Origin of the sequence: Streptomyces physcomitrii (assembly GCF_012273655.1) — a bacterium.
GTDB classification, from domain to species: Bacteria; Actinomycetota; Actinomycetes; order Streptomycetales; family Streptomycetaceae; genus Streptomyces; species Streptomyces physcomitrii.
The window spans coordinates 19,720-46,293 of record NZ_JAAWWP010000020.1; the positions used below are offsets into that span (position 1 = coordinate 19,720).

A 26,574-nucleotide genomic window follows, 5' to 3' on the forward strand; every position below is an offset into this window, starting at 1 on the left:
CACCACCCTCCTGCCGACTCCCCCGCCGCCCCGCGCGCTCTCCGCCGCTGTTCCGCCCCCGCTTCCTGCCGCCCACTGCCCCAATGCTCGTGCGCGGACAGCCCGGAGAATCCGCACAGCCCCGACAGCCCCGACAGCCCGGAGAACCCGCACAGTCCAGACAGCCCAGACAGCCCAGACAGCCCAGACAGCCCAGACAGCCCAGACAGCCCAGACAGCCCAGACAGCCCAGACAGCCCGGATAACCCGGACAGCCCGTACCGGCCCGCATCGAATGATCCTTTCCGTGGCGTGAACCCATGCCCGCCATGTCTGCAAAGTGGACAATCGCGCGGGCACTGGAACATGAGGGGCGCCGTGTGCGTCTCTTCTCTGTGCGCATGTCTTCTCTGCTCTGCGCATACGGGCCCCGAAGCGGACGATCCGGAGCGGGTACGCGTGTGTGCTGCCGTGCGGAAGGCGCGGTTCCCTTCGGCGGGGCAGGAGGTTTTCGCAGGTACCGGAGCTGTAATCGCGGGAACACCCCGCGTGCACGTGCATATGCCCATGCATTTGCACGGGAGGGCAGCTATGATCCGGACAGTTGACCGCTGCATCCAAACAGGCGACATCGGCCACTGCACCACCGGGAGCGACCAGTGCACGACGTGTTCAACGGCATGGCGGCCACGGAGCTCGACGGGGTGGTCTGGCAGAAGAGCCGGCACAGCAACTCGCAGGGCTCCTGCGTGGAGTTCGCGAGACTGGAGGGCGGAGCGGTGGCGGTGCGCAACTCACGGTTTCCGGACGGGCCCGCGCTCGTTTATACCCGCGCGGAAATAGAGGCCATGATCCTGGGCGTGAAGGACGGCGAATTCGACCACCTCACCACCCGTAACTGAAACGCTTCTCCCGGTAGTCACATCATTGGCCCGTCGCGGGATTTGTGAAGTAACTGCCGCGAGGAATGCGCAAACAGCGCACGAAGGGCGCACAAGGGGGCGCAATCGCGGAACCCCGGGGCGGATCCGGTGGATTCACAGGGCGAAGAGGGCCCAGACGACTTTCCCCCGCTCGGGTTCCGGGGCCGGATGCCAGCCCCAGCTCTCGCTGAACGAGTCGACCAGGAACAGCCCCCGGCCGGACTCGGCGGCGAAGTCGTCCACCGCGCGGGCGACGGGGCCGTTGGCGCTCAAGTCCCCCACGGCGCACACCAGTCGGGCGCGGTGCCGCTCCAGGTGCAGCCGTACCCCGCAGTCGCTCTCGGGTGTGCCGTCCGGCACCGCGTGCCGCAGGGCGTTGGTGACGAGTTCCGAGGTGACGAGGGTGATGTCCTCCTCGTGCCGGTCGAGGCCCCAGCGGGACAGCGTGGACTTGGTGAACTGCCTCGCCTCGCGGACCGCTTCGTAGCGGGCGGGCAAGGTGCAGGAAGCCGAGGCCGACGCGAGCGCCGCGTCGGTCGGCGGTGGTCCCTGCCGTAAGGGTTCGAGCATGGTCAGTGCTTTCGTCCCCATGCGTGGCACTCCCCGTTCCGTAGCGCTGCGGTGCCGTGCTGCGGTGTGCGCGGACCATGCTTCCCAAAGGACAGGGCAGATGCAAGGGCAGATGCACGTGCACGCGCCGGATATGGCGTACGTGGCCCTGTTCTCGCCGATTTATTCTGCGAACCTTCTGTGTGGCACTTAAGCAAACTCTCTGTTTCTGTAACCGCCCGAGTACGGGGGGGAGCGTTTTAATGGCAGACTGCGGGACTGCTGAACACATTGGTGAGGGGTTGACGACGTGACCGCAGGGGAGTCATGGGGCTATCCCCAGGCCGTGGGCTCCGGAGGAGGCTCTGTCGTGCGGCGCATTCTGCTGGGCTCACAACTCAGGCGTCTGCGGGAGGCGCACGGCATCACCCGGGAGGCCGCCGGATACTCGATCCGCGCCTCCGAATCCAAGATCAGCCGCATGGAGTTGGGGCGCGTGAGCTTCAAGGCCAGGGACGTCGAGGATCTGCTGACGCTGTACGGGGTGACCGACGACGCGGAGCGCGGTTCCCTGCTCTCCCTCGCGCGGGAGGCCAATGTGGCGGGCTGGTGGCACAGTTACTCCGATGTGCTGCCCGGCTGGTTCCAGACCTACGTCGGGCTCGAGGCCGCCGCCTCGCTGATCGGCGTCTACGAGGTGCAGTTCGTGCACGGACTGCTGCAGACCGAGGCCTACGCGCACGCGGTCGTCGCGCACGGCATGAAGGGCGCGAGCCCCGCCGAGATCGACCGCCGGGTCGCCCTGCGCATGGAGCGCCAGAAGCTCCTGGTCTCCGAGCGGGCCCCGCGGCTGCACGTGGTCCTCGACGAGGCGGCGCTGCGCAGACCGTACGGCAGCAGTGAGGTGATGCGGGGGCAGCTCGACCATCTGGTCGAGGTCTCCGAGCGGCCGGATGTGCGCCTTCAGGTGGTGCCCTTCAGCCAGGGCGGGCACGCGGGCGAGAGCGGCTCCTTCACCATGCTCAGCTTCCCGGAGTCGGACCTCTCCGACATCGTCTACCTGGAGCAGCTCACCAGCGCGCTCTATGTGGACAAGCCGGAGGAGGTCGGTCAGTACCGGCGGGTCATGCGGCAGCTCCAGGAGGAGGCGCCGGACCCCGTGGGGACCCGGGACCTGCTGCACGGTCTCCGTCAACTCCTGTGAAACAGCCGTACGATGACGTGGCATCAGGCACAGTGCTCACGCTCCTTGGGTAGGGGATCGCATGTCCTTCTTCGCCGAACTCGCGCACCAGTACATAGACGGTGAATGGAAGCCGGGCAGCGGTTCCTGGGACATCATCGACTTCAATCCCTACAGCGGGGAGAAGCTCGCCTCGATCACGGTGGCCACCGCCGAGGAGGTCGACCAGGCCTACCGGGCGGCGGAGCGCGCGCAGCGCGAGTGGGCCGCGACCAGCCCGTACGCCAGGCGGCGGGTCCTCGAACGCGCCCTGCGGATCATCGAGGAGCGCGAGCGGGAGATCACCGAGGCGATCGTCGCCGAACTCGGCGGCACCCGGCGCAAGGCCGACTTCGAGCTGCACCTGGCCGGGGAGTTCCTGCGCGAGGCGATCCAGCTGGCGCTGCGCCCGGAGGGGCGGATCCTGCCCTCGCCGGTGGACGGCAAGGAGAACCGGGTCTACCGGGAGCCGGTCGGTGTCGTCGGTGTCATCAGCCCCTTCAACTTCCCCTTCTTCCTCACCCTGAAGTCGGTTGCCCCGGCGCTCGCCCTCGGCAACGCGGTGGTCCTCAAGCCGCACCAGAACACCCCGGTCTGCGGCGGGACCCTCATCGCCCGGCTCTTCCAGGAGGCGGGCCTGCCGGACGGTCTGCTCAACGTCGTCGTCACCGACATCGCGGAGATCGGCGACGCCCTCATCGAGCACCCGGTGCCCAAGGTCATCTCCTTCAGCGGCTCCGAGCGGGTCGGCCGGCATGTGGCCACCGTCTGCTCCTCCCGCTTCAAGCGCGCCATCCTCGAACTCGGCGGCAACAGCGCCCTGATCGTCCTCGACGACGCGGACCTCGACTACGCGGTCGACGCGGCCGTCTTCAGCCGCTTCGTGCACCAGGGCCAGGTCTGTATGGCCGTCAACCGGATATTCGTGGACCGGACCCTGGAGGCGGAGTTCACCGAGAAGTTCGTCGCCAAGGTGCGCGGGCTCGCGGTCGGGGACCCCGCGGAGCCCGGCACCCACATCGGCCCGCTCATCAACTCCTCGCAGGCCGAGGCGGTCTCGGCGCTCATCGAGGCGGCCCTCGCCTCCGGCGCCAAGGCCCTGCTGCACGGCGCCGCCGAGGGCAATCTGGTCCACCCCACCGTGCTCACCGGGCTGCCCGCCGACTCGCCGGTGCGCGGCCAGGAGATCTTCGGCCCCGTGGCGCTGATCCTCCCCTTCGACGGCGAGGACGAGGCGGTCGCGCTGGCCAACGCCGCCCCGTACGGGCTCAGCGGGGCGGTGCACACCGGGGACGTGGAGCGCGGGGTGCGGCTGGCGCGGCGGGTGCACACCGGGATGATCCACATCAACGACGGCACGGTGCACGACGAGCCGATCGTCCCCTTCGGCGGGGAGAAGAGCTCCGGTCTCGGGCGGCTCGACGGCGACTCGATGCTGGAGGCCTTCACCACCCACAAGTGGATCTCGGTGCAGCACAAGCGGTCGCACTTCCCCCTCTGACGGGCCCCTCCGCCGAGAAGCCGCGCGGCGCGCTCCGGCTCGCGGACAGAAGCCGACCGCAAGGGTGCCTAGCGTCGGGGGTGTCAGGAAGCGGGGGCGCGGGCCCCCGTCGGCACCCGGAAGGCGGACACCATGGTCACCCACGTATTCGCGGAGAGCCCCGGCGACGAGCGCGGGGCGCTGCTCAGCTTTCTCCAGTCGCAGCGCGCGGGCGTCCGGCGCACGGTCCTCGGCCTGGCCGAGGAGCAGGCCGCGAGCCGGCCGAGTGTGAGCGGGCTGTCCCTCGCGGGCCTGGTCAAGCACGGCGCGGAGGTCGAGCTGGACTGGCTGCGGCGGGCGCAGCAGCGCGCGAACGAGCAGCAGCGCGATGCCTCGACCTGGCCGGACACCTTCCGTCTGGTGGACGGCGAGACCCTGCCGCAGATGCTGGACCGCTGGGAGCAGGTGGCGAAGGAGACCGAGGAGTTCATCCGCGCGGTGCCGAGCCTCGACGACACCTTCCCGCTGCCCCGGGCGCCCTGGTTCCCCGAGGAGGGCCGGGTCTCGATGCGCTGGCTGCTGCTGCACCTGATCGAGGAGAGCGCCCGGCACGCGGGCCACGCGGACATCCTGCGCGAGTCGCTGGACGGGAGGACGGCGTACGAACTGGTCGCCCTGGAGAGCGGAGGCGGCGGCGAGGGCGGCCGGGACGCGACCGGCGGCTGAGCGGCCCGCGGGCGCCCGGCGGGCACCGCCTAATCTGGGGCTCATGTCAGCGATCCGCCTGCTCGTGCTCGGCGCGGTCCGCCAGCACGGGCGCGCCCACGGCTACCAGGTCCGGGGCGACCTGGAGTTCTGGGGCGCCCACGAGTGGTCCAACGCCAAGCCCGGCTCGATCTACCACGCGCTCAAGCAGATGGCGAAGCAGGGCCTGCTGCACGCGTACGAGACCGCGCCCTCCACGGCGGGCGGTCCGCCCCGTACCGAGTACGAGGTGACGGCGGAGGGCGAGGCGGAGTTCTTCGCGCTGCTGCGGTCCGCGCTCACCGCCCACGACCAGCGCATGGACGTGCTCTCGGCCGGGATCGGCTTCCTGGTGGATCTGGAGCGGGGGGAGGCGGTGGCCCTGCTGAAGGAGCGCATCGCCGGGATCGAGGAGTGGCGCGGCGCGGTCACCGAGCACTACGTACCGGAGGACGGGCCCGAGCAGATCGGCCACATCGGCGAGATCATGAACTACTGGATCCACTCCGCGGACGCGGGCGCCGAGTGGACCCGGGGCCTGATCGACCGGATCGAGAACGGTGCGTACACCTTCGCCGGTGAGGGCGAGCCCTTCCGCGGGATCCTCGGCGAGGGCGAGGAGAACCCGTACGCGACGGGGACGCCGCACCCGGGGGACAGCCGCTGAGGGGGCGGGCCGAGCGCCCCGGCACAGGTATTCATCAAGTTTGACCAATGGGGAAGCGGGGAGTACCTTCGGGCACTCTTCAAGTTTGACTAGTAGTCGCGGGCGGTCGGCGGCGGCGAGGAGAAGACGGTGAGCGGGAGCGGCAGGGACACCGGCGGCGAGGCGATCCTCGTCGAGGGGGTGCACAAGCGGTACGGGGAGAAGAAGGCGCTGGACGGGCTCGATCTGCGGGTCGCCCGGGGCACCGTGCACGGCGTGCTCGGGCCCAACGGCGCGGGCAAGACCACGCTGGTGCGGGTGCTGTCGACGCTGCTGCGGCCGGACGCGGGCCGCGTCGAGGTGGCGGGCGTGGACGTGCGGCACAGCCCGGACGAGGTGCGCCGCCGGATCGGACTGCTCGGCCAGCACGCGGCGCTGGACGAGGAGCTGTCGGGGCGGCAGAACCTGGAGATGTTCGGGCGGCTGTACCACCTGGGCGCGCGGCGGGCGCGCAGCCGGGCGGAGGAACTGCTCGTACGGTTCGGCCTCGCGGACACCGGGCGCAAGGCGGTGTCGCGCTACAGCGGCGGGATGCGGCGGCGCCTCGACCTCGCCGCCTCGCTGCTGACCGAGCCCCGGGTGCTCTTCCTGGACGAGCCGACCACCGGGCTCGATCCGCGCGGGCGCACCGAGGTCTGGTCGGCGGTGCGCTCCCTGGTCGGGCAGGGCACCACGGTGCTGCTGACCACGCAGTACCTGGAGGAGGCCGATCAGCTCGCCGACCGCATCGCGGTGGTCGACCGGGGCCGGGTCGTCGCCGACGGCACCGCGGACGAGCTGAAGTCCCGGCTCGGCGGCGACCGCCTCGATGTCGTCCTGCGCGCGGCGGACCGGCTCGACGAGGTGCGGGCGCTGCTGCCCGGCGCGGTGGTGGACGAGGACCGGCGGCTGGTCAGCGCGCCGGTCGCGGACCGGATGGCGGCGCTCACCGAGACGGTGCGGGCGCTCAGGGCGGCCGGCATCGAGGCCGAGGACCTGGCGGTGCGCAGGCCCACCCTCGACGAGGTCTTCCTGCATCTGACCGGGGACGGCGACCCGGCACCGAGCGCCGAGCGGACCGGGAAGGGCACGACCGAGGAGGTGGCGGCATGACCGTCTGGGCACTGAGCGATTCCTGGACCATGACCCGGCGCGAACTGGCCCACTGGGCGCGGCAGCCCGGGCAGCTCGCGGTGAACCTGGTCTTCCCGGTGATGCTGCTGCTGATGTTCGGCCACCTCATCGGCGGCGGGCGCGGCGTCGAGGGCACCTACGTCGACTTCCTGGTGCCGGGGATGCTCGCGCTGACCATGGCCTTCGGCCTGGAGGCGACGATGCTCTCGATCACCCAGGACCTGGGCAAGGGCGTCATCGACCGCTTCCGCTCGATGCCGATGGCGGACGGCGCGGTCCTGGTGGGCCGGGCCGCCGCGGACATGCTGCAGTCCGCCGTCTCGCTGGTGGTGATGATCCTCGCCGGGCTCGCGATCGGCTGGCGCTGGGAGGGCTCCGCCGCCGGTGCCCTCGGCGCCTTCGGGCTGCTGCTCCTGCTGCGCTTCGCGATGCTGTGGATCGGCATCCATCTGGCGCTGGTCGCGGGCCGGCCGGAGATGGTGCAGGCGGTGCAGATCCTGGTCTGGCCCGTCGGCTTCCTCTCCAACGCCTTCGCGACCCCCGAGGCCATGCCCGGCTGGCTGGGCGCGGCCGTGGAGTGGAACCCGATGTCGGCGACGGCCACCGCGGTGCGCGAACTCTTCGGCAACCAGTCGGCGACCGGCACCTCCTGGGCCGCCCAGCACGCCGAACTCCTCGCCGTGGCCTGGCCGCTGGTGCTGGTCGCGGTCTTCTTCCCGCTCGCGGTGCGGAAGTTCGCGGCGCTCGGCAGGTAGGACCGAGGGCGGCGACGGTCTCCGCGCCGAAGGAGCCCGGCTCCTCAGTGGTGGAACCCCGTCGCCGCCTCCCGGTCCGTGGTCGACGGCCCCTGCTGGCGGCGCAGTTCGGGCAGCAGGCGCTCCAGGTCGTCGAGGAAGAGGGCGGCGAGGTCCTCGGAGAAGCCGTTGCGGCAGACCACCCGCAGTACGGACAGGTCCTCGCGGTGGGCGGGGAAGGTGTACGCGGGGACCAGCCAGCCGCCCTCCCGCAGCCGCCGTGAGACGTCGAAGACATCGAAGGCGGTGACCTCCTCGGCGGTGGTGAAGGCGAAGACCGGCAGCTCGTCGCCGCGGGTCAGCAGCCGGAAGTCGGGCAGCTCGCCGATCCGCGCGGCCAGCCCCTTGGCGATGTCCCGGCTCGCCTGCTGCACGCACCGGTAGCCCTCCCGGCCGAGCCTGAGGAAGGTGTAGTACTGAGCGACCACCTGCGCGCCCGGCCGGGAGAAGTTCAGCGCGAAGGTCGGCATCTCGCCGCCGAGGTAGTTCACCCGGAAGACCAGCTCCTCGGGGAGTTCGGCGGCCGAGCGCCACAGCGCCCAGCCCACCCCCGGGTAGACGAGTCCGTATTTGTGACCGGAGGTGTTGATGGAGGAGACCCGCGGCAGCCGGAAGTCCCAGGCCAGGTCCGGGTCGAGGAAGGGCGCCACCATCGCGCCGGAGGCCCCGTCGACGTGGACCGGGATGTCGAGTCCGGTGCGCTCCTTCAGGGCGTCGAGTTCCGCGCACAGCTCGGCGACCGGTTCGTAGGAGCCGTCGAAGGTGGAGCCGAGGACGGCGACCACGCCGATGGTGTTCTCGTCGCACAGCGCCGCGGCGGCGGCCGGGTCCAGGTGGTAGCGCTCGCCCTCCATCGGGACCTGGCGGACCTCCACCTCCCAGAAGGTGCAGAACTTGTCCCAGCAGACCTGGACGTTGATCCCCATCACCAGATTCGGCCGGGCGTCCTTCGCGGGGTAGCGGTCCGCGTTGCGCGCCGCCCAGCGCCGCTTGAGCGCCATCCCGGCGAGCATGCAGGCCTCGCTGGAGCCGGTGGTGGAGCAGCCCACCGCGGCCTCCGGGTCGGGGGCGTGCCAGAGCTCGGCGAGCATGGCCACGCAGCGGCGCTCCAGTTCGGCGGTGCGCGGGTACTCGTCCTTGTCGATCATGTTCTTGTCGAGGCACTCGGTCATCAGCACCCCGGCCTGCGGCTCCATCCAGGTGGTGACGAAGGTGGCGAGGTTGAGCCGGGCGTTGCCGTCGAGCATCAGCTCGTCGTGGACCAGCTGGTAGGCGGTGCCCGGCGGCAGCGGCCCGTCCGGGAGGCGGTGCGTGGGCGGGGCGCCGGTCATGCCGCCCACCGGGTTGGCCTCGCCGAGGAAGGGGTTCACGGTCCGGTGGCGGCTGCCGGAACCGCGGGCGCCTCGATGCAGCGGCACGGTGGGTCTCCTCGCGGGCACAGAAGGTGACGGTGTGCCGTCACGGTAAACCGGGCTTGCACCTCACGCGACGTGAGGCCCCAGCCTGGGGCGCGTACCGAACACCGCAGAGAGGGAAGCGGGGAGAGTACGGACGGACGCAAGGGCGGCAGGAGGGACACGGGCATGGACTACTCGGTGGGGCAGGTCGCCGGATTCGCCTCGGTCACGGTGCGCACGCTGCACCACTACGACGAGATCGGGCTGCTCGTGCCCAGCCGCCGCGGCGCGAGCGGCCACCGGCGCTATGCCGACTCCGACCTCGACCGGCTCCAGCAGATCCTGTTCTACCGGGAACTCGGCTTCCCCCTCGACCAGATCGCGGCACTGCTCGACGATCCCGGCACCGACCCGCGGGCGCATCTGCGCCGCCAGCACCGGCTGCTGACCGAACGGATCGACAGGCTGCAGAAGATGGCCGCCGCGGTCGAGAACGCCATGGAGGCACGCAGCATGGGCATCAACCTCACCCCCGAGGAGAAGTTCGAGGTCTTCGGGGACTTCGACCCCGACGAGTACGCCGCCGAGGTGGAGGAGCGCTGGGGCGGCACCGAGGCCTACGAGGAGTCCCGGCGCCGCAGCGCCTCGTACACCAAGGAGGACTGGCAGCGGATCCGGCGCGAGGCGGACGAGCTGACCCGGCGGTTCCTGGCGCTGATGGACGCGGGCGAGGAGCCCGGCTCCGAGGCGGCGATGGACGCCGCCGAGGACCACCGGCAGTGGATCAGCCGCAACCACTACACCTGCTCCTACGAGATGCACACCTGCCTGGGCGAGATGTACGTGAACGACGAGCGCTTCACCCGCACCATCGACCAGGCGCGCGAGGGCCTCGCCGCCTACCAGCGCGAGGCGATCCTCGCCAACGCCGTGCGGCACGTGTAGGCCGCGGGGCCGCGGCCGACCGGTACCGGCCCCCCCGGTACCGGTCGGCTCACGATGGGTGCCCGGGGGCGGCGGGGAACCCGGGGCGGTCACCCGGCGTTGATAACTTTGGTGCGGCGGCCCGGAAGCCGACCGGCCCACTCACCCCCAGGAGCACTCACCCGTGACGACGCTCGCGCTCGGTCCCAGCTGGCTGGACCCGGACTTCCTGCTGGACAAGTTCGGTCTGATCGGCCTGCTCGTCATCGTCTTCGCGGAGTCGGGCCTGCTCATCGGCTTCTTCCTGCCCGGCGACTCGCTGCTCTTCACCACCGGCCTGCTGATCACCACCGACAAGCTGGACGTCAACCTCTGGCTGGCCTGCCTGCTGATCAGCCTCGCCGCGGTCCTCGGCGACCAGGCGGGCTACCTCTTCGGTAAGAAGGTCGGCCCCGCGCTCTTCAAGCGGCCGGACTCCCGGCTGTTCAAACAGGAGAACGTCGCCAAGGCCCACGAGTTCTTCGAGAAGCACGGCGCCAAGTCCCTGGTGCTGGCCCGCTTCGTGCCCATCGTGCGCACCTTCACGCCGATCATCGCGGGCGTCAGCGGCATGCGGTACCGCGCCTTCCTCACGTACAACATCCTCGGCGGAGTGCTCTGGGGCTCCGGGGTCACCCTGCTCGGGGCCTGGCTCGGCAAGCACGAGTTCGTCGAGAAGAACATCGAGCCCATCCTCATCCTGATCGTGCTGCTCTCGGTGATCCCGATCGTCATCGAGTACCTGCGCGGCCGCTCCAAGGCGAAGAAGGAGGGCGCCGCCGCGGGGGAGGGGACGGCCGCCGCCTCCGCCGAGACGCCGGGTGCGCCGGGTACGCCGCCGTCGGCGGGCCGCGGCCGGCACGCCAAGCGCTGAGCCGCCGCCCGCGCGGACCGCTCGCCTGACGCCCGCCCGGGCGGGCGTCAGAAGCCGCGGGTCCGCTTGGCCGCGCGGCGGCTCGCGGCGCCCGGGGTGCGGATGAACAGCCGGGAGATCTCCGAACCGAGGTTCACCCCGATCGCGATCGCCATGGAGAGCGCGGCCGCCTTGCTCAGCGAGAGCAGCCCCTCGTTCACATCGTTCTGGGCGACACCGAGCAGACCGAAGTACGTCGCCGAACCGGGCAGCAGCGGCCCGATCGCCGCGGTGACGAACGGCAGCGCGGAGGCGAAGCGGTAGCGCGAGAAGAGCTGGCCGAACAGGCCGACCAGGCCCGCCGCCACGGCGGTGGCGGCGACCATCGAGATCTTGCCCGCGACGTGCATCGCCCCGAAGACCACCCAGGCGATGCCGCCGTTCAGGGTCACCACCAGGACGGTGGAGCGCTCCTGCTGGAGCAGCACCGCGAAGGCCAGCGCGAGCGACATCGAGGCGAGGATCTGCCAGACCGGCCGGTCCACGGCCCGCAGTTGCGCGTCCGGATTCAGATCGGCGCCCACCCAGACCCCGAAGTAGAGCGCGGTCAGCACGCCGATCACGATCGCCACGAAGAAGTACAGGACCTCCAGGAGCCGCGCGGAGGCGGTGATGTAGTAGCCGGTCAGGCCGTCCTGCACGCCCGCGACCAGCGCCCGTCCCGGCAGCAGCGCGAAGAGCCCACCGGTGATCACCGCGGAGGCGCGTACGTCCGCGTCGAGCAGGGTCAGCGCGATGCCGACCGCGGCGGGCGGCATCGCGGCCACCGTGAACTGGTAGAACTCCGGCAGCCCGCGCCCCGCGCACAGCCAGGCCAGCCGGTCGCCGAGCATGGCGCCGAGGAAGGCCGCGACGAAGACCAGCACGTCACCGCCGACCAGGACCGAGGCGGAGCCCGCCAGCAGCCCGCTCGCCGCGGTCAGCACCCAGCCCGGGTAGGGGTGCCGGTTGCGGCGGATCTCCGCGAGCCGCCGGTAGGCCTCCTCCAGGGAGACCTCGATGTCCCCGTCGCTGAGATCGCGCACCAGATGGAAGACGGCGGCCAGCCGGGTGTAGTCGGTGGCCCGGCGCCGCACCGTGCGCGAGGAGGTCACCGGGTCGTCCACCAGCGAGGGCTGGTAGGAGATGGAGAGCAGCGTGAAGGTGACGTTCGGCTCGACCCGGTCGAGGCCGTAGGAGCGGCAGACCGCGAACATCGCGGCCTCCACGTCCTCGGCCCCCTCACCGCCCGCGAGCAGCAACTCCCCGATACGCAGCGTCAGGTCGAGCACGCGCGGGACGGCCGGACCGGTCCCCTCGTCGTGCTTCTGCAGCACCTCCACCACGGGCCGCTCGGCGACCGGCATCCGCAGTATGGTGCGCATCCGGTCCTGCCAGGGCTCCTCCTTCGTCACCCTGATGACCGGCATTCCACCCGGCGGAGTGAAGGCCGGCGGCGCGTCCCGGACGCTGTACGAGGGCGGCGGCCGGAAGGCGGAGCCCTCCTGCTCGGCCGCCGTCCGGGCGGCGAAGCCCCGCGGCAGCGCGAACTCCGAGGTGGTCTGGGAGTCCTCCTCGGGTGCCGCGTGACTGGACACCACACCGGTCGGCTGGGTGAAGGCGCTGTGCGCCTCGTCCGACTGCGGCTTGCGGTCTTCCGGCTCCGGCTCGCTCACCGACTTCCTGCTCCTGTTCTCGCTCGCGGTTGCTCGGTCCCGTACGCCGCGTGCCGCAACCGCCGCGCCGCGTACGACCAGTATGCGTACCCCGCTTCACCCCGCGCGCAGTCGTGACGGCGCTCACGGGTCCCGAAGCGGAATCCGGGGTGTGGGCTTTCGGCCCTGGGGGAAAGCGAAGGGCCGCGCTCTTCCGGAAGGAAGGCGCGGCCCGTTCGGCAAGCTGCTGGGGGTCAGTGACCCCCGCTTTCCTGGAAGCGCTTGTACGAACGGTCGATCTCCGTCTCCGCCTCGGTCCGGCCCACCCAGTCGGCGCCCTCGACGGACTTGCCGGGCTCCAGGTCCTTGTAGACCTCGAAGAAGTGCTGGATCTCCAGGCGGTCGAACTCGGAGACGTGGTGGATGTCGCGCAGATGCTCCACCCGCGGGTCCGAGGCGGGCACACACAGCAGCTTGTCGTCGCCGCCGGCCTCGTCCGTCATCCGGAACATGCCGATGGCCCGGCACTTGATGAGACAGCCCGGGAAGGTCGGCTCCTCTAGGATGACGAGCGCGTCCAGCGGGTCGCCGTCCTCGCCGAGGGTGTTCTCGACGAAGCCGTAGTCGGCCGGGTAGCTGGTCGAGGTGAAGAGGCGACGGTCCAGGCGGATCCGACCGGTCTCGTGGTCCACCTCGTACTTGTTGCGCGAACCCTTCGGGATCTCGATGACGACGTCGAACTCCACCGGTGGCTCCTCCATGATCAACACATACGTCTGGTGGTTAAGTGTCCCTCACGCAGGTGTGTGATCGCGAAAGGGGCTGGTCTTCGTGCCAGAGCTGAAGCCTCGGCTGCGGCCGTGGCCGTCGCTGAAGCAGCGGGCCGCGTCGCTGTCCGGCCGGGGACACCTTCCGTTCACGGCGGCTGCGGCCGTGGCCGGTCTCGTGCTCTCGGCCGTCCTGGTGGCGGCGGGCGGACCCTGGGACTCCACGGGTCAGCGTAAGGCCGAGAGCGCGCGTGCGGCCGCCGAGGAGGGCGCAGGTGGTGCAGATCACGGCCACCGGCCCGCCCCCGGAGGCCCGCACTCCGCGCCCAGCGCCCCGCCCGTCCTCGACTCCCTCGGCGCCTCGGCACACGCCGCCGACGCGCCCGCGGGCCGCCGGCTCGCCGAGGTCCTGAAGCCCCTGCTCTCCGATCGCGCCCTCGGCGAGCGGCGCGCGGTCTCGGTGACCGACGCGGGCAGCGGCCGCGAGCTGTACGGCAAGGACGCGGGCGCCGCCTTCACCCCCGCCTCCACCACCAAGATCGCCACCGGCACCGCGGTGCTCTCCGCGGCCGGGCCCGACCACCGCCTGCGCACCCGCACCGTCCTCGGCCCCGGCTCCCGGGTCACCCTCGTCGGCGGCGGCGACCCCACCCTGACCGCCCGGTCCGACGCCGAGGGCAACGCCTCGCTGCGCACCCTGGCCGCCGCCACCGCGAAGGAACTCCGGCGCCGCGGCGTCGGGAAGGCCGAACTCGCCTACGACGCCTCGCTGTTCCGCGGCGAACGGCTGCACCCCATCGGGCGCAACGAGAACCTCGCCCCCGTCACCGCCCTCATGGCCGACCAGGGGCGCCTGGACGACTCCACCGGCGGCACCGCCGAGCGCGCCGAGGACCCCGCCGCCGACGCCGCCCGCGCCTTCGCCGGGTTCCTGCGCGCCGAGGGCGTCAGGACCGAGGGCAGGCCCGCCGGGAAGCGCGCCCCGAAGAAGAGCGAAGCGCTCGCCTCGGTCTCCTCGCCGCCGCTGTCCGCCCTGGTCGAGCGGATGCTGACGCACAGCGACAACGACATCGCCGAGGCCCTCGCCCGCCAGGTCGCCGTCGCCGCCGGGCGCCCCGCCGACTTCGCGGGCGCGGGCAAGGCCGTCCGCGCGGAGCTGGCCGCCCTGCAACTCCCGCTCGAAGGCGCCCGCTTCGCCGACGGCAGCGGACTCGACCGCGCCGACCGGCTCTCCGCGAAGCTGCTCACCGCCCTGCTCACCCGGGCGGCCGACCCGGACCGGCCGGGACTGCGCCCCGTCCTGACCGGACTGCCGGTCGCCGCCTTCACCGGCACCCTCGCCCACCGCTACGACAAGGAGGGCCAGCGGCAGGGCACCGGCCTGGTCCGCGCCAAGACCGGCACCCTCACCGGGGTGAACACCCTCGCCGGCAGCGTCGTCGACCGCGAGGGGCGGCTGCTCGTCTTCGCCTTCATGACCTCCGGCTCCACCGCCCCCGGCGAGACCCAGGCCGCCATGGACCGGATGGCCTCGGCGCTCGCCGACTGCGGCTGCCGGTAGGCCGGGGCCGGGGGTGCCGCCCGCCCCCGGCCGGGAAGGACCGGGGGCGCCAACCACCTCCGGCCGGGCCCCCGACCACGTACGGTTGACGCATGACGAGCATCGGTGGTGCGTCCGGGATGGTCGACTGGAATCTCGCGGTGGCGACCGCGACCCGGCTGGTGCGGCCGGGGCCGGAGGTGAGCCGCGACGAGGCCAGGGCTGTCGTCGCCGAGCTGCGCCGCCACGCCAAGGCCTCCGAGGAACACGTGCGGGAGTACACCCGGATGGGCGGCGAGGACATCCGGGACACCCCGGTCCTGGTGGTCGACAGAGCGGGCTGGGTACGGGCGAACGTCGCCGGGTTCCGGCAGATCCTCTCCCCGCTCCTGGACAAGATGCAGGAACGCCGCGGTGCCGGCCCCGGCCAGGCCGTCCTCGGCACCGTCGGCGGCAAGGTCACCGGCGTCGAACTCGGCATGCTGCTGAGCTTCCTCGCCTCCCGCGTCCTCGGCCAGTACGAGACCTTCGCGCCCGCCTCCCGGCACCTGCCCGCCGGGGAGAACGGCGGACGGCTGCTGCTCGTGGCCCCGAACATCGTGCACGTGGAGCGCGAACTCGACGTCGCCCCGCACGACTTCCGGCTCTGGGTCTGCCTGCACGAGGAGACCCACCGCACCCAGTTCTCCGCCGTGCCCTGGCTCCGGGACCACCTGGAGGGCGAGATCCAGTCGTTTCTCAGCGAGACCGAGGTCGATCCGATGACCGTCCTCGAACGAGTCCGGGAGGCCGCCCAGTCGCTGTCCGGCGGCCGCCCCGAGGGCGAGGAGGGCGAGGGCCGCTCCCTGGTGGAGCTCGTGCAGACCCCCGCCCAGCGGGAGATCCTCGCCCGGGTCACCGCGGTGATGTCCCTGCTGGAGGGCCACGCCGACTATGTGATGGACGGTGTCGGGCCCGCCGTGGTGCCCTCCGTCGCCGAGATCCGCGAGAAGTTCCAGCAGCGCCGCGCCAAGGGCGCCTCCCGCCTCGACGCCGCGCTGCGCAAACTCCTCGGCCTCGACGCCAAGCTGCGCCAGTACCGCGACGGCGAGCGCTTCGTGCGCGCGGTCGTCAAGGAGGTCGGCATGGACGGCTTCAACCGGGTGTGGACCTCCCCCAACACGCTGCCCACCAAGGCGGAGATCGCCAAACCGGCGGACTGGGTCGCGAGGGTGCACCGTAAGGCAGAGTCCTGAGCGGGGCCCGCCGACGGCAGTAATGCGCCCGGGCAATCACCCGTCCGAGGGAGCGTGGGGGCCGCTCTGGCGTGCAATGCTCGGACAACCCCGGGGCTCTGTCACCATCTAGGCACTCTGCGTGACAAGAGCTTGCCGGCGGCGGCCGGGCGAACCGGCGCCCCGACGGCCCGGCGGCAGCCCGAGGCAAGCCCCGAACTTGACGAAGGGAACCGGACATGGGTCCCCACCCCGCGGTCGCAGCGATACGCCTGGCGGTCCGCCGCGTCCTGCACGACATCCTCACCGAACACGCCCCGCGCCAGACCGAGCAGAGCCCCCGCCGGTCCGCCGCGGCAAGCCCCCAGGCGCCCGGCGCGAGCACCCCGGCCGGACTGCCGGGACCGCCCGCCCCGCTGGTCCTGGTCGCCTGCTCCGGGGGCGCCGACTCCATGGCGCTCGCCTCCGCCCTCGCCTTCGAGGCCCCCAAGCTCGGCATCCGGGCCGGCGGCGTCACCATCGACCACGGCCTCCAGGACGGCTCCGCCCTGCGCGCCGCCGAGGTCGCCCTGCGGCTGCGCACCCTCGGCCTCGACCCCGTGGAAACCGTCGCCGTCGACGTCGGCGCCGCCACCCGCGCCGCCCACGGCACCGAACCCCGCGGCGGCACCCGCGCCACCGGCGGCCCCGAGGCCGCCGCCCGCGACGCCCGCTACGCCGCCCTCGACGCCGTCGGCGAACGGCACGGCGCCGCCGCCATCCTGCTCGGCCACACCCGCGACGACCAGGCCGAGACCGTCCTGCTCGGGCTCGCCCGCGGCTCCGGCATCCGCTCGCTTTCCGGCATGGCCGCGGTCTCCGGCGGCCCCGGCGCCCCCGGCCGCTACCGCCGCCCCTTCCTCGGGCTCGACCGGCAGACCGCCCGCAAGGCCTGCCTCGTCCAGTCGCTGCCGGTCTGGGACGACCCGCACAACGCCGACCCCGCCTACACCCGCTCCCGGCTGCGCCACGAGGGCCTGCCCGCCCTGGAGAAGGCGCTCGGCAAGGGAGTCGTCGAAGCCCTCGCCCGCACCGCCCGGCTCTCCCGCGACGACGCCGACGCCCTCGACGAATGGGCGGGCCGCGCCGAGGAGAGCGTCCGCGACGACGCCGGACTGCTGGAGTGCGCCAAACTCTCCGCGCTGCCCTGCGCGGTGCGCCGCCGGGTGCTGCGCCGCGCGGCCATCGAGGCGGGCGCGCCTGCCGGCTCCCTCTTCGCCCGGCACATCGAGGAGATCGACCGCCTCATCACCGGCTGGCGGGGCCAGGGCACCATCAACCTGCCGGGCAGAGTCAGCGCGCAGCGGCAGGGTGGCAGACTGGTCATCCGGCAGGGCTGACAACAGGCCATCGAGGACCGGGTGGCCTTCAGCCGCTGGACGAGGCGAAAGTGATGCGGGTGGACGCGAAAGACATGGGCACCGACCTCAAATCGGTACTCGTCACCAAGGAAGAGATCGACACCAAACTGGCCGAACTGGCGGCCGCCGTCGACGAGGAGTACGCGGGCAAGGACCTCCTCCTGGTCGGGGTCCTCAAGGGCGCCGTCATGGTGATGGCGGACCTGGCACGCGCCCTGTCGACCCCGGTGACCATGGACTGGATGGCGGTCTCCTCGTACGGCGCGGGCACCCAGTCCTCCGGGGTGGTGCGGATCCTCAAGGACCTCGACACCGACATCAAGGGCAGGCACGTCCTGATCGTCGAGGACATCATCGACTCCGGGCTCACGCTCTCCTGGCTGATCTCCAACCTGGGTTCGCGGGAGCCCGCCTCGCTCAAGGTGTGCACCCTGCTGCGCAAGCCGGACGCCGCCAAGGTCTCCATCGACGTCGAGTGGGTCGGCTTCGACATCCCGAACGAGTTCGTCGTCGGCTACGGCCTCGACTACGCGGAGAAGTACCGCAACCTCCCCTTCGTCGGCACCCTCGCCCCGCACGTCTACGGGGGCTGACCCCCGTCCGTACCACTGGGGGCCGCCGTGCCTCCGGGGCCGGTACGGGGGCGGGAACCCTCGCGGGGCGCCCGCCGTTGGAGCTTGCGAAGACGGCTCAGGTGTCCGTCCCCGCAGCAACGGGTGACAAAGCTGGGGTACCGTCCGAAGAACACTCTTTACCAAACTCACTATGGCAGGAGGGACGGGGCGGCACCGCTCCGTATGGATGGACGTGAAGCGATACTTCCGTGGGCCGGTCATGTGGATCGTGCTGGCCGTCCTCGCCGTGGTCGTGTTGATGACGGTCGTCGGTTCGTCCGGCGGCCACAAGACGGTGGACACCGGCCAGGTCGTCCAGGCAATCGACGACAACCAGGTGAAGTCGGCCAAGCTGACCACCGGTGACGAACACAACATCAAGGTAGAGCTCAAAAAGGGCCAGAAGGTCGAGGGCAGCTCCAAGATCCAGGCGAGCTACATCGGCGACCAGGGCGTCGAACTCGCCAAGGACCTGCAGGCCAAGTACGAGGACAAGCAGATCCCGGACGGGTACACCGTCTCGCCCTCGAAGCAGAACCCCTTCGTCGGGATCCTGCTCTCGCTGCTCCCCTTCGTCCTCATCGTCGTCGTCTTCCTGTTCCTGATGAACCAGATGCAGGGCGGCGGCTCCCGGGTGATGAACTTCGGGAAGTCCAAGGCGAAGCTCATCACCAAGGACACCCCGAAGACGACCTTCTCCGACGTGGCGGGCTCCGACGAGGCCGTCGAGGAGCTCCAGGAGATCAAGGAGTTCCTCCAGGAGCCGGCGAAGTTCCAGGCCGTCGGCGCCAAGATCCCCAAGGGCGTGCTCCTGTACGGCCCGCCCGGAACCGGCAAGACGCTCCTCGCGCGCGCCGTCGCGGGCGAGGCGGGCGTGCCGTTCTACTCGATCTCCGGCTCCGACTTCGTCGAGATGTTCGTCGGTGTCGGCGCCTCCCGGGTGCGCGACCTCTTCGAGCAGGCCAAGGCGAACGCCCCGGCCATCGTCTTCGTCGACGAGATCGACGCCGTCGGACGGCACCGCGGCGCGGGCCTCGGCGGCGGTCACGACGAGCGCGAGCAGACGCTCAACCAGCTCCTCGTGGAGATGGACGGCTTCGACGTGAAGGGCGGCGTCATCCTGATCGCCGCCACCAACCGGCCGGACATCCTCGACCCGGCGCTGCTGCGCCCGGGCCGCTTCGACCGGCAGATCGCGGTCGACCGCCCCGACATGCAGGGCCGCCTGGAGATCCTCAAGGTGCACCAGAAGGGCAAGCCCGTCGCCCAGGACGTCGACCTCTCGGCCGTCGCCCGCCGCACCCCCGGCTTCACCGGTGCCGACCTGAGCAACGTCCTCAACGAGGCCGCCCTGCTCACCGCGCGCAGCAACCAGAAGCTCATCGACAACCACATGCTCGACGAGGCGATCGACCGCGTGGTGGCCGGACCGCAGAAGCGGACCCGGATCATGTCGGACAAGGAGAAGAAGATCACCGCGTACCACGAGGGCGGTCACGCCCTGGTCGCGGCGGCCTCACCCAACTCCGACCCGGTGCACAAGATCACGATCCTCTCCCGGGGCCGTGCGCTCGGCTACACCATGGTCCTGCCCGACGAGGACAAGTACTCCACCACGCGCAACGAGATGCTCGACCAGCTCGCGTACATGCTGGGCGGCCGCGCCGCGGAGGAGCTCGTCTTCCACGACCCGACCACCGGCGCCGCCAACGACATCGAGAAGGCCACCGCCACGGCCCGCGCGATGGTCACGCAGTACGGCATGACCGAGCGGCTCGGCGCGATCAAGTTCGGCGGCGACAACACCGAGCCCTTCCTGGGCCGGGAGATGGCGCACCAGCGCGACTACTCGGAAGAGGTCGCCGCGCTCGTCGACGAAGAGGTCAAGAAGCTCATCGAGAACGCGCACAACGAGGCCTGGGAGATCCTGGTCGAGAACCGCGACGTCCTCGACAACCTGGTCCTCGCCCTCCTGGAGAAGGAGACGCTGGGCAAGGAGGAGATCGCCGAGGTCTTCGCCCCCATCGTCAAGCGGCCCGCCCGCCCGGCGTGGACCGGTTCCTCCCGCCGTACGCCCTCGACCCGTCCGCCGGTGCTCTCCCCCAAGGAGCTGTCCCTGACGAACGGCGCCAACGGCACCCCGGCGGTGACCGGTCCGGCGGGTGCCGCTCCCGCGGACACCCCGCCGGAGCTCACCAAGCCCGACGCCACCCCCGCCCCGGAGGACCGTCCGGAGGCCTGACCTCCCGGATCGTCCCGGTGCCGGATGGGCCCGGAATGGATGCCGCGGCCCCCAGGTTCTAGCCTGGGGGCCGCGGCATTTCGTTTATGTCCGCCTGTCACACCCGAGGAACGAGGCACAGATGACCGATCCGGTGACCCTGGACGGCGAGGGAAGCATCGGCACCTTCGACGAGAAGCGTGCTCAGAACGCCGTACGGGAACTGCTCATTGCGGTCGGCGAGGACCCGGACCGCGAGGGCCTGCGGGAGACCCCGGCACGGGTGGCCCGGGCCTACCGCGAGATCTTCGCCGGGCTGTGGCAGGAGCCCGAGGACGTCCTGACGACGACCTTCGACCTGGGGCACGACGAGATGGTCCTGGTGAAGGACATCGAGGTGATGTCCTCCTGCGAGCATCATCTGGTCCCCTTCGTCGGGGTCGCCCACGTCGGCTACATCCCGTCCTCGGACGGCAAGATCACCGGACTGTCCAAGCTGGCCCGCCTGGTGGACGTGTACGCCCGCCGCCCGCAGGTCCAGGAGCGCCTGACCACGCAGATCGCCGACTCGCTGATGCACATACTGGAGCCGCGCGGGGTGATCGTGGTGGTGGAGTGCGAGCACATGTGCATGACCATGCGCGGGGTGCGCAAGCCGGGCGCGAAGACCCTCACCTCGGCGGTCCGGGGCCAGTTGCGCCACCCGGCGACCCGGGCCGAGGCGATGAGCCTGATCATGGCGCGCTGAACCGGTTCTGCCGGGGTGCTCGCCGGACTGCCGCCGTGCTGCGCGCCGGATTGCCGCCGGGTGCTCGCCGGGCTGACCGCCGGGTCCTGCCTGCCGGGGTGCCCCCGGGTCCTGCCGGGGGGCGCCCGGGCCGACCTCCGGTCCCTGCCGGCTGCTGTACCGGGGGTGTTCGGCTCAGCCCTCCGACTCGCCCCAGGCCGTCGACCCCTCCGCCGCGCCGTTGCCCGCGTACTTGGCCGTGAAACCGCGCGACAGGGGCCTGCCGCCCGGGAGCCGGGTGCGCGGGGTGCAGGCGGCCTCGCCGTTGACGGTGGTGCGGGCGGCGCACAGGGGGGTGCCCTCGGGGGTGGTGAAGGTGATCCGCGCGTCGGCGATCCCGGTGCCCTCGGCCTCGACCGTCAGGTGGGCGCGCAGCGGCCCCGCGGTGAGCGAGCGCACCGGCTCCGTCTCCAGATCGGTGGCGTAGCGGGCCCGGGCCGGGAGCGCGCAGGCGGCGAGCAGCCCGCTCCAGTGCCGACCGGCCGGGCAGGGCTTGCGGTACGGGGTCTTCCCGGAGCAGCGGTAGAACCAGCCCGGGGCCGCGCCGTCCGGCCGGATGTCCGCCCCGGTCGCGGGACCGCCGAGGCAGGGGCCCGGGAGCTTGCCGCTGTCCCCGGCGGCGGGCGCGCCGGGGGCGGCCGCGGCGGAGAGGGGGGCGGCCACGGCGCGGGCGGCCGAGAAGGAGGCGGCAGCGACCGCGGGGGAGGCGGGAGCGACCGCGGGGGAGTGGCGGGCGAGGGCGTCCGCCGGGGAGGCGAGGGTGGCGGTGCTCGCGCAGAGGAGCGCGGCGCCGAGTGCCGTGGCGGTGGTGCGCAGGGTCATGGGCCCTAAGTTACGCACCGGCTACGCAAGGTGAGAGATGGGCGGACGGGGCGCCCGGTGGCTCAGGTCGCGCGGGTGGCGCCCGTGCCGTTCTCGTCGTTCTCGTCCTCGGGGAGCCGGCAGACGCGCTCCAGGAAGAAGGCGGCCGCTATCACCGCGATGCCGGTGAGGACCGAGGCCCCGGCGTAGAAGGCCTGGTCGCGGCGGTCGGGGAGGTCGAGGAATTCGAGGAGGTAGGCGCCGGTGCCGCCGTACATGCCGGCGACCAGGGCGGCCACCAGGGCGCTGGCGTGCCCGAAGACGACCGCGCGGGCGGCCATCATCGGGTCGACGCCCTTGGCGCCGGGGCGGCGTTCGCGCTGGGCCCTGAGGCGGGTGCGCAGGGACAGGGCGGTGGCGAGCAGGACGACCGCGATCACCGCGAGCACGATGGGGGCGGCGAGCGGCACCTTCGGCAGGGTGCCCTTGGAGTCCCAGAGCCGGGCGCCCGCCCAGCACACGAGCCCGGCCGCGAGGAAGACCCCGGCCAGTGTCCTGATGCGCAGCTGTTCCACTTCGTCCCTTCGCCGGTCGGGCCGCCGCCTCGCGGCCCGTCCCCACGACCCTAACGACTATTCCGGCAGCCTGAGTTCCAGGTCCGGCCGCGGCACCACGCCGGTGCGGCCGACGGACTCGGCGAGCGCGGCCACCTCGCCGCGGCCGGGCAGCTGGGCCGCGGGCTCGACGTCCAGCCAGGGCACCAGGACGAAGGCGCGTTCGTGGGCGCGCGGGTGGGGCAGGGTCAGCGCCGGGTCCTCGGAGCGGACCTCGCCGTAGGTGACGATGTCGACGTCGATGGTGCGGGCCGCCCAGCGCTCGTGCCGCACCCGGTCGAAGGCCTCCTCGACGGCCTGGGCGCGCTCCAGGAGGGAGTCGGGCGGCAGCGTGGTGCGCAGCACGACGACGGCGTTGAAGTAGGCGGGCTGGCTGTCCGGGTCGACGCCCCAGGGCTCGGTCTCGTAGACCCCGGAGACCGCCTTGACGCGTACGCCCGGGGTGTCCTCCAGGGCGTCGACGGCGCCCTGGAGGGTCTCCAGGCGGTTGCCGAGGTTGCTGCCGAGGGAGAGCACGGCGAGGTGGGGGTTGCTGAGGGTGGTGTCGGCGGCGTCGACCTGTTCCACCACGGCGGCGGGCACCGGCTGGACGGTCGGATCGGTGGGATCCTCGCTCGGGAAGGCAGTCATACTCGGCTCCGGGTGATGGTGACGGTCACGTCGTCGAAGGGGACGGTGATCGGGGCCTGCGGTTTGTGCACGCACACCTCGACCTCCTCGACGCCCTCATGGCGCAGGCAGGCCTCCGCGATCCGCGCGGCCAGGGTCTCGATCAGGTCCACCGGCTCGCCCTGCACGACGGCCACGACCTCCTCCGCCACGATCCCGTAGTGCACGGTCCTGGTGAGGTCGTCGGTGGCGGCGGCGGGCCGGGTGTCCAGGCCGAGGACGAGGTCGACGACGAAGGTCTGGCCCTCCTCGCGTTCCTGGGGGAAGACTCCGTGGTGTCCGCGGGCCCTCAGGCCCCGCAGCGCGACACGGTCCACGCGGATCACTCCTGCAGTGCTCGGGCTCGTGACGAGCGGCTTGCTCCGGGCTCGTACGAGCGGTGTGCCTCGGGCGCCCGCGGGCGGCCTCGGCGGTTTCGGCGGGCGCGGTCCGCGGGACGGCCGGGCCCCGGCGGTGCGCCCTCTGGTTCGGTGTGCGGTGGGTCTGTTGTCACGGCGGCGCGGGCCGCGGCCGGTGGTGCGGGTGCCCGGGTGGCCCCCGGGTACCGCTCCCGCGCGGTCGCGGTGGTGTGCGGCCCCCGCCCGGTGGCTCGTACCCCGCCGGGCGGCTCCTGCCCCTTCGGCGGCGGCTTCGGCCTGATCGAATCTACCCGCGAGGGGTGACGGTCCCCGCGGACGGGGGCCCGCCGGGGGCCGCGGGGCCGGGCGTGGCCCCGGTCGGGGCGCTGGGGAGCCGGGCCGCCGTACCGGGGGTCCACCCGCTCACAGGGGCGACTCGTCCCCTTCGGGCTCATCGGATTCGGCCAGTACCGGGGAGGCGTGGTGCGACCACAGTTTCCATCCCTCGGCGGTGCGGCGGAAGACGTTGGTGGCGACGACCAGCTGGCCGAGCAGCGGGCCGGGGTCCTCGCCCTCGGCGGGGGCGGGCCCGCCGCTGAGGATGTTCTCGGTGCAGGTGACCAGGGCGGTGTCGGCGAGCACCGAGACCTGCACATCGGTGAGGAAGAACTGGATGTACTCGGTGTTCGCCATGATCAGCGCGTACGAGCGGAGCACCTCCCCGCGGCCGGTGAGCAGCGGCCAGCCGGGGTGCACGCAGGAGACCTCGGCGGGGCTCGCGCCGTCCGGCTTCGCGCCCTCGGCGCCGGGGGTCGCGGCGATGTCGGCGGGGTCCAGCCACAGGCCCGTGAGGGTCTCGAAGTCGCCGCGCTCCATGGCCTCGTAGAAGGCGGTGTTCGCGAGCTGGACGTCCTCGGTGTCGGTCGTCGAGGTCACAGGGTCTCTCCGGGGGTGCCGGTGGGGCCGGATGCCGGGCGGGCGGCGGTGCGGGCCGTCCTGTCGCCGGTTGTGCCGGTTGCGCCGGGAGCGGCGGTACGGGCCTGCTGCACGGCGTGGGCCACCCGGACCGCGTCGGCGGTGGCCCGCACCTCGTGGACCCGGACCGCCCAGGCGCCCCGGTCGGCGGCGAGGGCGGAGACGGCGGCGGTGGCGGCGTCGCGTTCGCGGGCCGGCGGCGGGGAGCCGCCGGGGGAGGCGAGGACGCGGCCGAGGAAGCGCTTGCGGGAGGCGGCGACGAGCAGCGGGTGGCCGAGCGCGCGCAGCCGGTCGAGGTGGGCGAGGAGGACGAGGTCGTGCTCGGCCTCCTTGGAGAAGCCGAGTCCGGGGTCGATGACGAGGCGGTCGGGGGCGATGCCGCCCGCGACGACGGCGTCCACCCGGGCCCGCAGTTCGCCGAGGACCTCGCCGACCACGTCCGTGTAGGAGCCGCGGACGGTGACGCCCTCCAGGAAGCCGCGCCAGTGCATGACGACGAAGGGGGCACCGGCGGCGGCGACCACCGGGACCATCGCCTCGTCGGCGAGGCCGCCGCTGACATCGTTGACGAGGACGGCCCCGGCGGCGAGGGCCTTCTCGGCGACCGAGGCGCGCATGGTGTCCACCGAGACGGTGACGCCCTCGGCGGCCAGGCCCCGCACCACGGGCAGGACGCGGCGCAGCTCCTCGTCCTCGTCGACGCGGGCGGCGCCGGGGCGGGTGGACTCGCCGCCCACGTCGACCAGGTCGGCGCCCTGGGCCACCAGGTCCAGGCCGCCCTTGACCGCGGTGGACGGGTCGAAGTAGCGGCCGCCGTCGGAGAAGGAGTCGGGCGTCACGTTGACCACGCCCATCACGGCACAGCGGTCCCACCGGGGCAGCCCTGCCACCCGGCCGCGGTCCTGGGGCTCACGCAACGCACTCATGCCCTCAGCGTAGGCCCCGGCGCGCGGTGGCCGCCCGGGCGCCGGGGTGTGCGCGCACGCGCCGGGGCGGCCGGAGCGCGGGCGGCTGTGTGCCGGGTACGGGCGCCGGTCCGGATCGGGGGCCGCCTCAGAGGCTGCCCACCACCGCGTCCACGGATTCGAGCTGCACCTCGGCGCGGGCGATGGCCTGGGCGTCGGCGGCCGTGGAGCGCCGCAGGGCCTCGTGCAGCTTCGCCGGGGTGAGGACGCCGAGGAAGCGGTGCTCGTCCTTGTCCAGGACGGCGATCCAGCCCGCGTCGTGCTGGAGCATGGTGGCGAAGGCCTGCTTCAGGGAGGCGCCGAGCGGCAGCCAGGCCTCCATCCGGCGGGCGTGCTCGCGTACCGAACCGGTGCGCTCGGCGGCGTGGGCGCCGGAGATCCAGCCGTGCAGCTCGTCCGCGGAGTCCAGGACGACCGCCCAGGGGGCGTCGAGGGCGCGCGGCAGGGTGTCGTCGAGGTGGACGACCGGCGGCTGTTCGAGGTCGCTCTCCTCGATGGGGGTGACCGACAGGCGCTTGAGGCCGCGGTCGGCGCCCACGAAGTCGGCGACGTAGTCGGTCGCGGGCGCCCCGAGGACGGCGGAGGGGGTGTCGAACTGCTCGATGCGGCCCTGCCCGTACACCGCGATGCGGTCGCCGAGGCGGACCGCCTCCTCGATGTCGTGGGTGACGAAGAGCACCGTCTTGCGCACCTCCTGCTGCAGGCGCAGGAACTCCGACTGCAGGCGTTCGCGGACCACCGGGTCGACCGCGCCGAAGGGCTCGTCCATGAGCAGCACCGGTGGGTCGGCGGCGAGCGCGCGGGCGACGCCGACGCGCTGGCGCTGGCCGCCGGAGAGCTGCTCCGGGTAGCGCTCGCCGTAGACCTTCGGGTCGAGGCCGACCAGGTCGAGGAGTTCGGCGGCGCGGGCGCGGGCCTTGGCGCGGCCGGTGCCGAGCAGATGCGGCACGGTCGCGGTGTTGTCCAGGACGGTCTTGTGCGGGAAGAGGCCGACCTGCTGGATCACATAGCCGATACGGCGCCGCAGTTGGACGGGATCCACGGTCGATATGTCCTCGTTGTCGAGGAATATCCGGCCACTTGACGGCTCGATGAGCCGGTTGACCATCTTCATGGTGGTCGTCTTGCCGCAGCCGGAGGGCCCGACGAGCGTCACAAGCTCGCCGTCCGCGACCTCGAAGGACAGCTCGTCGACGGCCGTGGTGCCGTCCGCGTACCGCTTGGTGACGTTCTCGAACCGAATCATGGGTCC

26 protein-coding genes are annotated in these 26,574 nt (G+C 72.3%); 15 read left to right on the forward strand and 11 right to left on the reverse strand.

Annotated features, from left to right (window positions below):
- Positions 1-659 precede the first annotated feature (659 nt).
- Positions 660-881 carry a DUF397 domain-containing protein gene (locus HFV08_RS25680; protein WP_052483127.1) on the forward strand — a complete coding sequence of 74 codons (222 nt, stop codon included), beginning with the start codon at positions 660-662 and terminating at the stop codon, positions 879-881.
- 135 nt (positions 882-1,016) lie between these two features.
- Here the strand turns inward: HFV08_RS25680 and HFV08_RS25685 are convergent, their stop codons facing one another.
- Positions 1,017-1,493: an ATP-binding protein gene (locus tag HFV08_RS25685; RefSeq protein WP_168542852.1), complete on the reverse strand. Its 477-nt coding sequence runs from the start codon at positions 1,491-1,493 to the stop codon at positions 1,017-1,019.
- 268 nt (positions 1,494-1,761) lie between these two features.
- Here HFV08_RS25685 and HFV08_RS25690 point away from each other — a divergent pair, with 268 nt between their 5' ends.
- The 6 genes from HFV08_RS25690 (at position 1,762) to HFV08_RS25715 (ending at position 7,471) form a co-directional block, all read left to right on the forward strand.
- Positions 1,762-2,655 carry a Sco1979 family transcriptional regulator gene (locus HFV08_RS25690; protein WP_168542853.1) on the forward strand — a complete coding sequence of 298 codons (894 nt, stop codon included), beginning with the start codon at positions 1,762-1,764 and terminating at the stop codon, positions 2,653-2,655.
- A 61-nt stretch (positions 2,656-2,716) separates the two neighbouring features.
- A complete protein-coding gene (locus HFV08_RS25695) occupies positions 2,717-4,174 on the forward strand; it encodes an aldehyde dehydrogenase family protein (RefSeq protein ID WP_168542854.1) in 1,458 nt (485 codons plus the stop codon).
- A gap of 132 nt (positions 4,175-4,306) precedes the next feature.
- Positions 4,307-4,879, forward strand: a complete 573-nt coding sequence (locus HFV08_RS25700) for a DinB family protein (protein WP_168542855.1) — start codon at positions 4,307-4,309, stop codon at positions 4,877-4,879.
- Between the two features lie 43 nt (positions 4,880-4,922).
- Complete coding sequence (locus HFV08_RS25705) at positions 4,923-5,564, forward strand: PadR family transcriptional regulator (RefSeq protein ID WP_168542856.1); 642 nt, start codon at positions 4,923-4,925, stop codon at positions 5,562-5,564.
- A 129-nt stretch (positions 5,565-5,693) separates the two neighbouring features.
- On the forward strand, positions 5,694-6,695 hold the full coding sequence (locus HFV08_RS25710; protein ID WP_168542857.1) for an ATP-binding cassette domain-containing protein: 1,002 nt from the start codon (positions 5,694-5,696) through the stop codon (positions 6,693-6,695).
- Complete coding sequence (locus tag HFV08_RS25715; protein WP_168542858.1) at positions 6,692-7,471, forward strand: ABC transporter permease; 780 nt, start codon at positions 6,692-6,694, stop codon at positions 7,469-7,471. Before HFV08_RS25710 ends, HFV08_RS25715 begins: the two co-directional genes overlap by 4 nt.
- Positions 7,472-7,515: 44 nt before the next feature.
- On the opposite strand, the gene gad is transcribed toward HFV08_RS25715, so the two are convergent.
- Positions 7,516-8,928: a glutamate decarboxylase gene (gad, locus tag HFV08_RS25720; RefSeq protein ID WP_312885825.1), complete on the reverse strand. Its 1,413-nt coding sequence runs from the start codon at positions 8,926-8,928 to the stop codon at positions 7,516-7,518.
- A gap of 165 nt (positions 8,929-9,093) precedes the next feature.
- Between gad and HFV08_RS25725 the strand changes: the two genes are divergently transcribed.
- Together HFV08_RS25725 and HFV08_RS25730 are read left to right on the forward strand one after the other, a co-directional pair.
- The gene (locus HFV08_RS25725; protein WP_168542859.1) at positions 9,094-9,852 is read left to right on the forward strand and encodes a MerR family transcriptional regulator; all 759 of its coding nucleotides are present in this window, start codon (positions 9,094-9,096) and stop codon (positions 9,850-9,852) included.
- Between the two features lie 163 nt (positions 9,853-10,015).
- The gene (locus tag HFV08_RS25730) at positions 10,016-10,744 is read left to right on the forward strand and encodes a DedA family protein (protein WP_040250016.1); all 729 of its coding nucleotides are present in this window, start codon (positions 10,016-10,018) and stop codon (positions 10,742-10,744) included.
- Between the two features lie 47 nt (positions 10,745-10,791).
- On the opposite strand, the gene HFV08_RS25735 is transcribed toward HFV08_RS25730, so the two are convergent.
- Entirely contained in the window at positions 10,792-12,438 is a 1,647-nt protein-coding gene (locus HFV08_RS25735) for a threonine/serine exporter family protein (protein WP_168542860.1), read from the reverse strand.
- A gap of 233 nt (positions 12,439-12,671) precedes the next feature.
- On the reverse strand, positions 12,672-13,163 hold the full coding sequence (locus tag HFV08_RS25740) for an inorganic diphosphatase (RefSeq protein ID WP_040250010.1): 492 nt from the start codon (positions 13,161-13,163) through the stop codon (positions 12,672-12,674).
- A 124-nt stretch (positions 13,164-13,287) separates the two neighbouring features.
- Between HFV08_RS25740 and dacB the strand changes: the two genes are divergently transcribed.
- The 6 genes from dacB (at position 13,288) to folE (ending at position 20,921) form a co-directional block, all read left to right on the forward strand.
- Positions 13,288-14,745 (forward strand): D-alanyl-D-alanine carboxypeptidase/D-alanyl-D-alanine endopeptidase, encoded by a 1,458-nt coding sequence (dacB, locus tag HFV08_RS25745; protein WP_376770722.1) that lies wholly within the window; start codon positions 13,288-13,290, stop codon positions 14,743-14,745.
- A gap of 92 nt (positions 14,746-14,837) precedes the next feature.
- Positions 14,838-15,959, forward strand: coding sequence for an Rv3626c family coenzyme F420 biosynthesis-associated protein (locus HFV08_RS25750; RefSeq protein ID WP_078844925.1), 1,122 nt, complete (start codon positions 14,838-14,840; stop codon positions 15,957-15,959).
- A 218-nt stretch (positions 15,960-16,177) separates the two neighbouring features.
- The gene (tilS, locus tag HFV08_RS25755) at positions 16,178-17,317 is read left to right on the forward strand and encodes a tRNA lysidine(34) synthetase TilS (protein WP_168542861.1); all 1,140 of its coding nucleotides are present in this window, start codon (positions 16,178-16,180) and stop codon (positions 17,315-17,317) included.
- Positions 17,318-17,370: 53 nt separating this feature from the next.
- Positions 17,371-17,931, forward strand: coding sequence for a hypoxanthine phosphoribosyltransferase (hpt, locus tag HFV08_RS25760; protein WP_168542862.1), 561 nt, complete (start codon positions 17,371-17,373; stop codon positions 17,929-17,931).
- A 208-nt stretch (positions 17,932-18,139) separates the two neighbouring features.
- Positions 18,140-20,194, forward strand: coding sequence for an ATP-dependent zinc metalloprotease FtsH (gene ftsH, locus HFV08_RS25765; RefSeq protein ID WP_168542926.1), 2,055 nt, complete (start codon positions 18,140-18,142; stop codon positions 20,192-20,194).
- A gap of 121 nt (positions 20,195-20,315) precedes the next feature.
- On the forward strand, positions 20,316-20,921 hold the full coding sequence (gene folE / locus HFV08_RS25770) for a GTP cyclohydrolase I FolE (protein ID WP_168542863.1): 606 nt from the start codon (positions 20,316-20,318) through the stop codon (positions 20,919-20,921).
- 174 nt (positions 20,922-21,095) lie between these two features.
- Here the strand turns inward: folE and HFV08_RS25775 are convergent, their stop codons facing one another.
- The 7 genes from HFV08_RS25775 to HFV08_RS25805 form a co-directional block, all read right to left on the reverse strand.
- Complete coding sequence (locus HFV08_RS25775) at positions 21,096-21,782, reverse strand: hypothetical protein (RefSeq protein ID WP_168542864.1); 687 nt, start codon at positions 21,780-21,782, stop codon at positions 21,096-21,098.
- Positions 21,783-21,844: 62 nt separating this feature from the next.
- A complete protein-coding gene (locus HFV08_RS25780) occupies positions 21,845-22,336 on the reverse strand; it encodes a DUF3180 domain-containing protein (RefSeq protein WP_168542865.1) in 492 nt (163 codons plus the stop codon).
- A 57-nt stretch (positions 22,337-22,393) separates the two neighbouring features.
- A complete protein-coding gene (folK, locus tag HFV08_RS25785) occupies positions 22,394-23,005 on the reverse strand; it encodes a 2-amino-4-hydroxy-6-hydroxymethyldihydropteridine diphosphokinase (protein ID WP_168542866.1) in 612 nt (203 codons plus the stop codon).
- A complete protein-coding gene (gene folB, locus HFV08_RS25790; RefSeq protein ID WP_359707626.1) occupies positions 23,002-23,361 on the reverse strand; it encodes a dihydroneopterin aldolase in 360 nt (119 codons plus the stop codon). The genes folK and folB overlap by 4 nt, the downstream gene beginning before the upstream one ends.
- Positions 23,362-23,805: 444 nt before the next feature.
- Positions 23,806-24,258, reverse strand: coding sequence for a nuclear transport factor 2 family protein (locus tag HFV08_RS25795; protein ID WP_078845424.1), 453 nt, complete (start codon positions 24,256-24,258; stop codon positions 23,806-23,808).
- Positions 24,259-24,314: 56 nt separating this feature from the next.
- Positions 24,315-25,283, reverse strand: coding sequence for a dihydropteroate synthase (gene folP, locus HFV08_RS25800; RefSeq protein ID WP_376770719.1), 969 nt, complete (start codon positions 25,281-25,283; stop codon positions 24,315-24,317).
- A 127-nt stretch (positions 25,284-25,410) separates the two neighbouring features.
- Positions 25,411-26,568: an ABC transporter ATP-binding protein gene (locus HFV08_RS25805; protein ID WP_168542868.1), complete on the reverse strand. Its 1,158-nt coding sequence runs from the start codon at positions 26,566-26,568 to the stop codon at positions 25,411-25,413.
- Between the last annotated feature and the right edge of the window lie 6 nt (positions 26,569-26,574).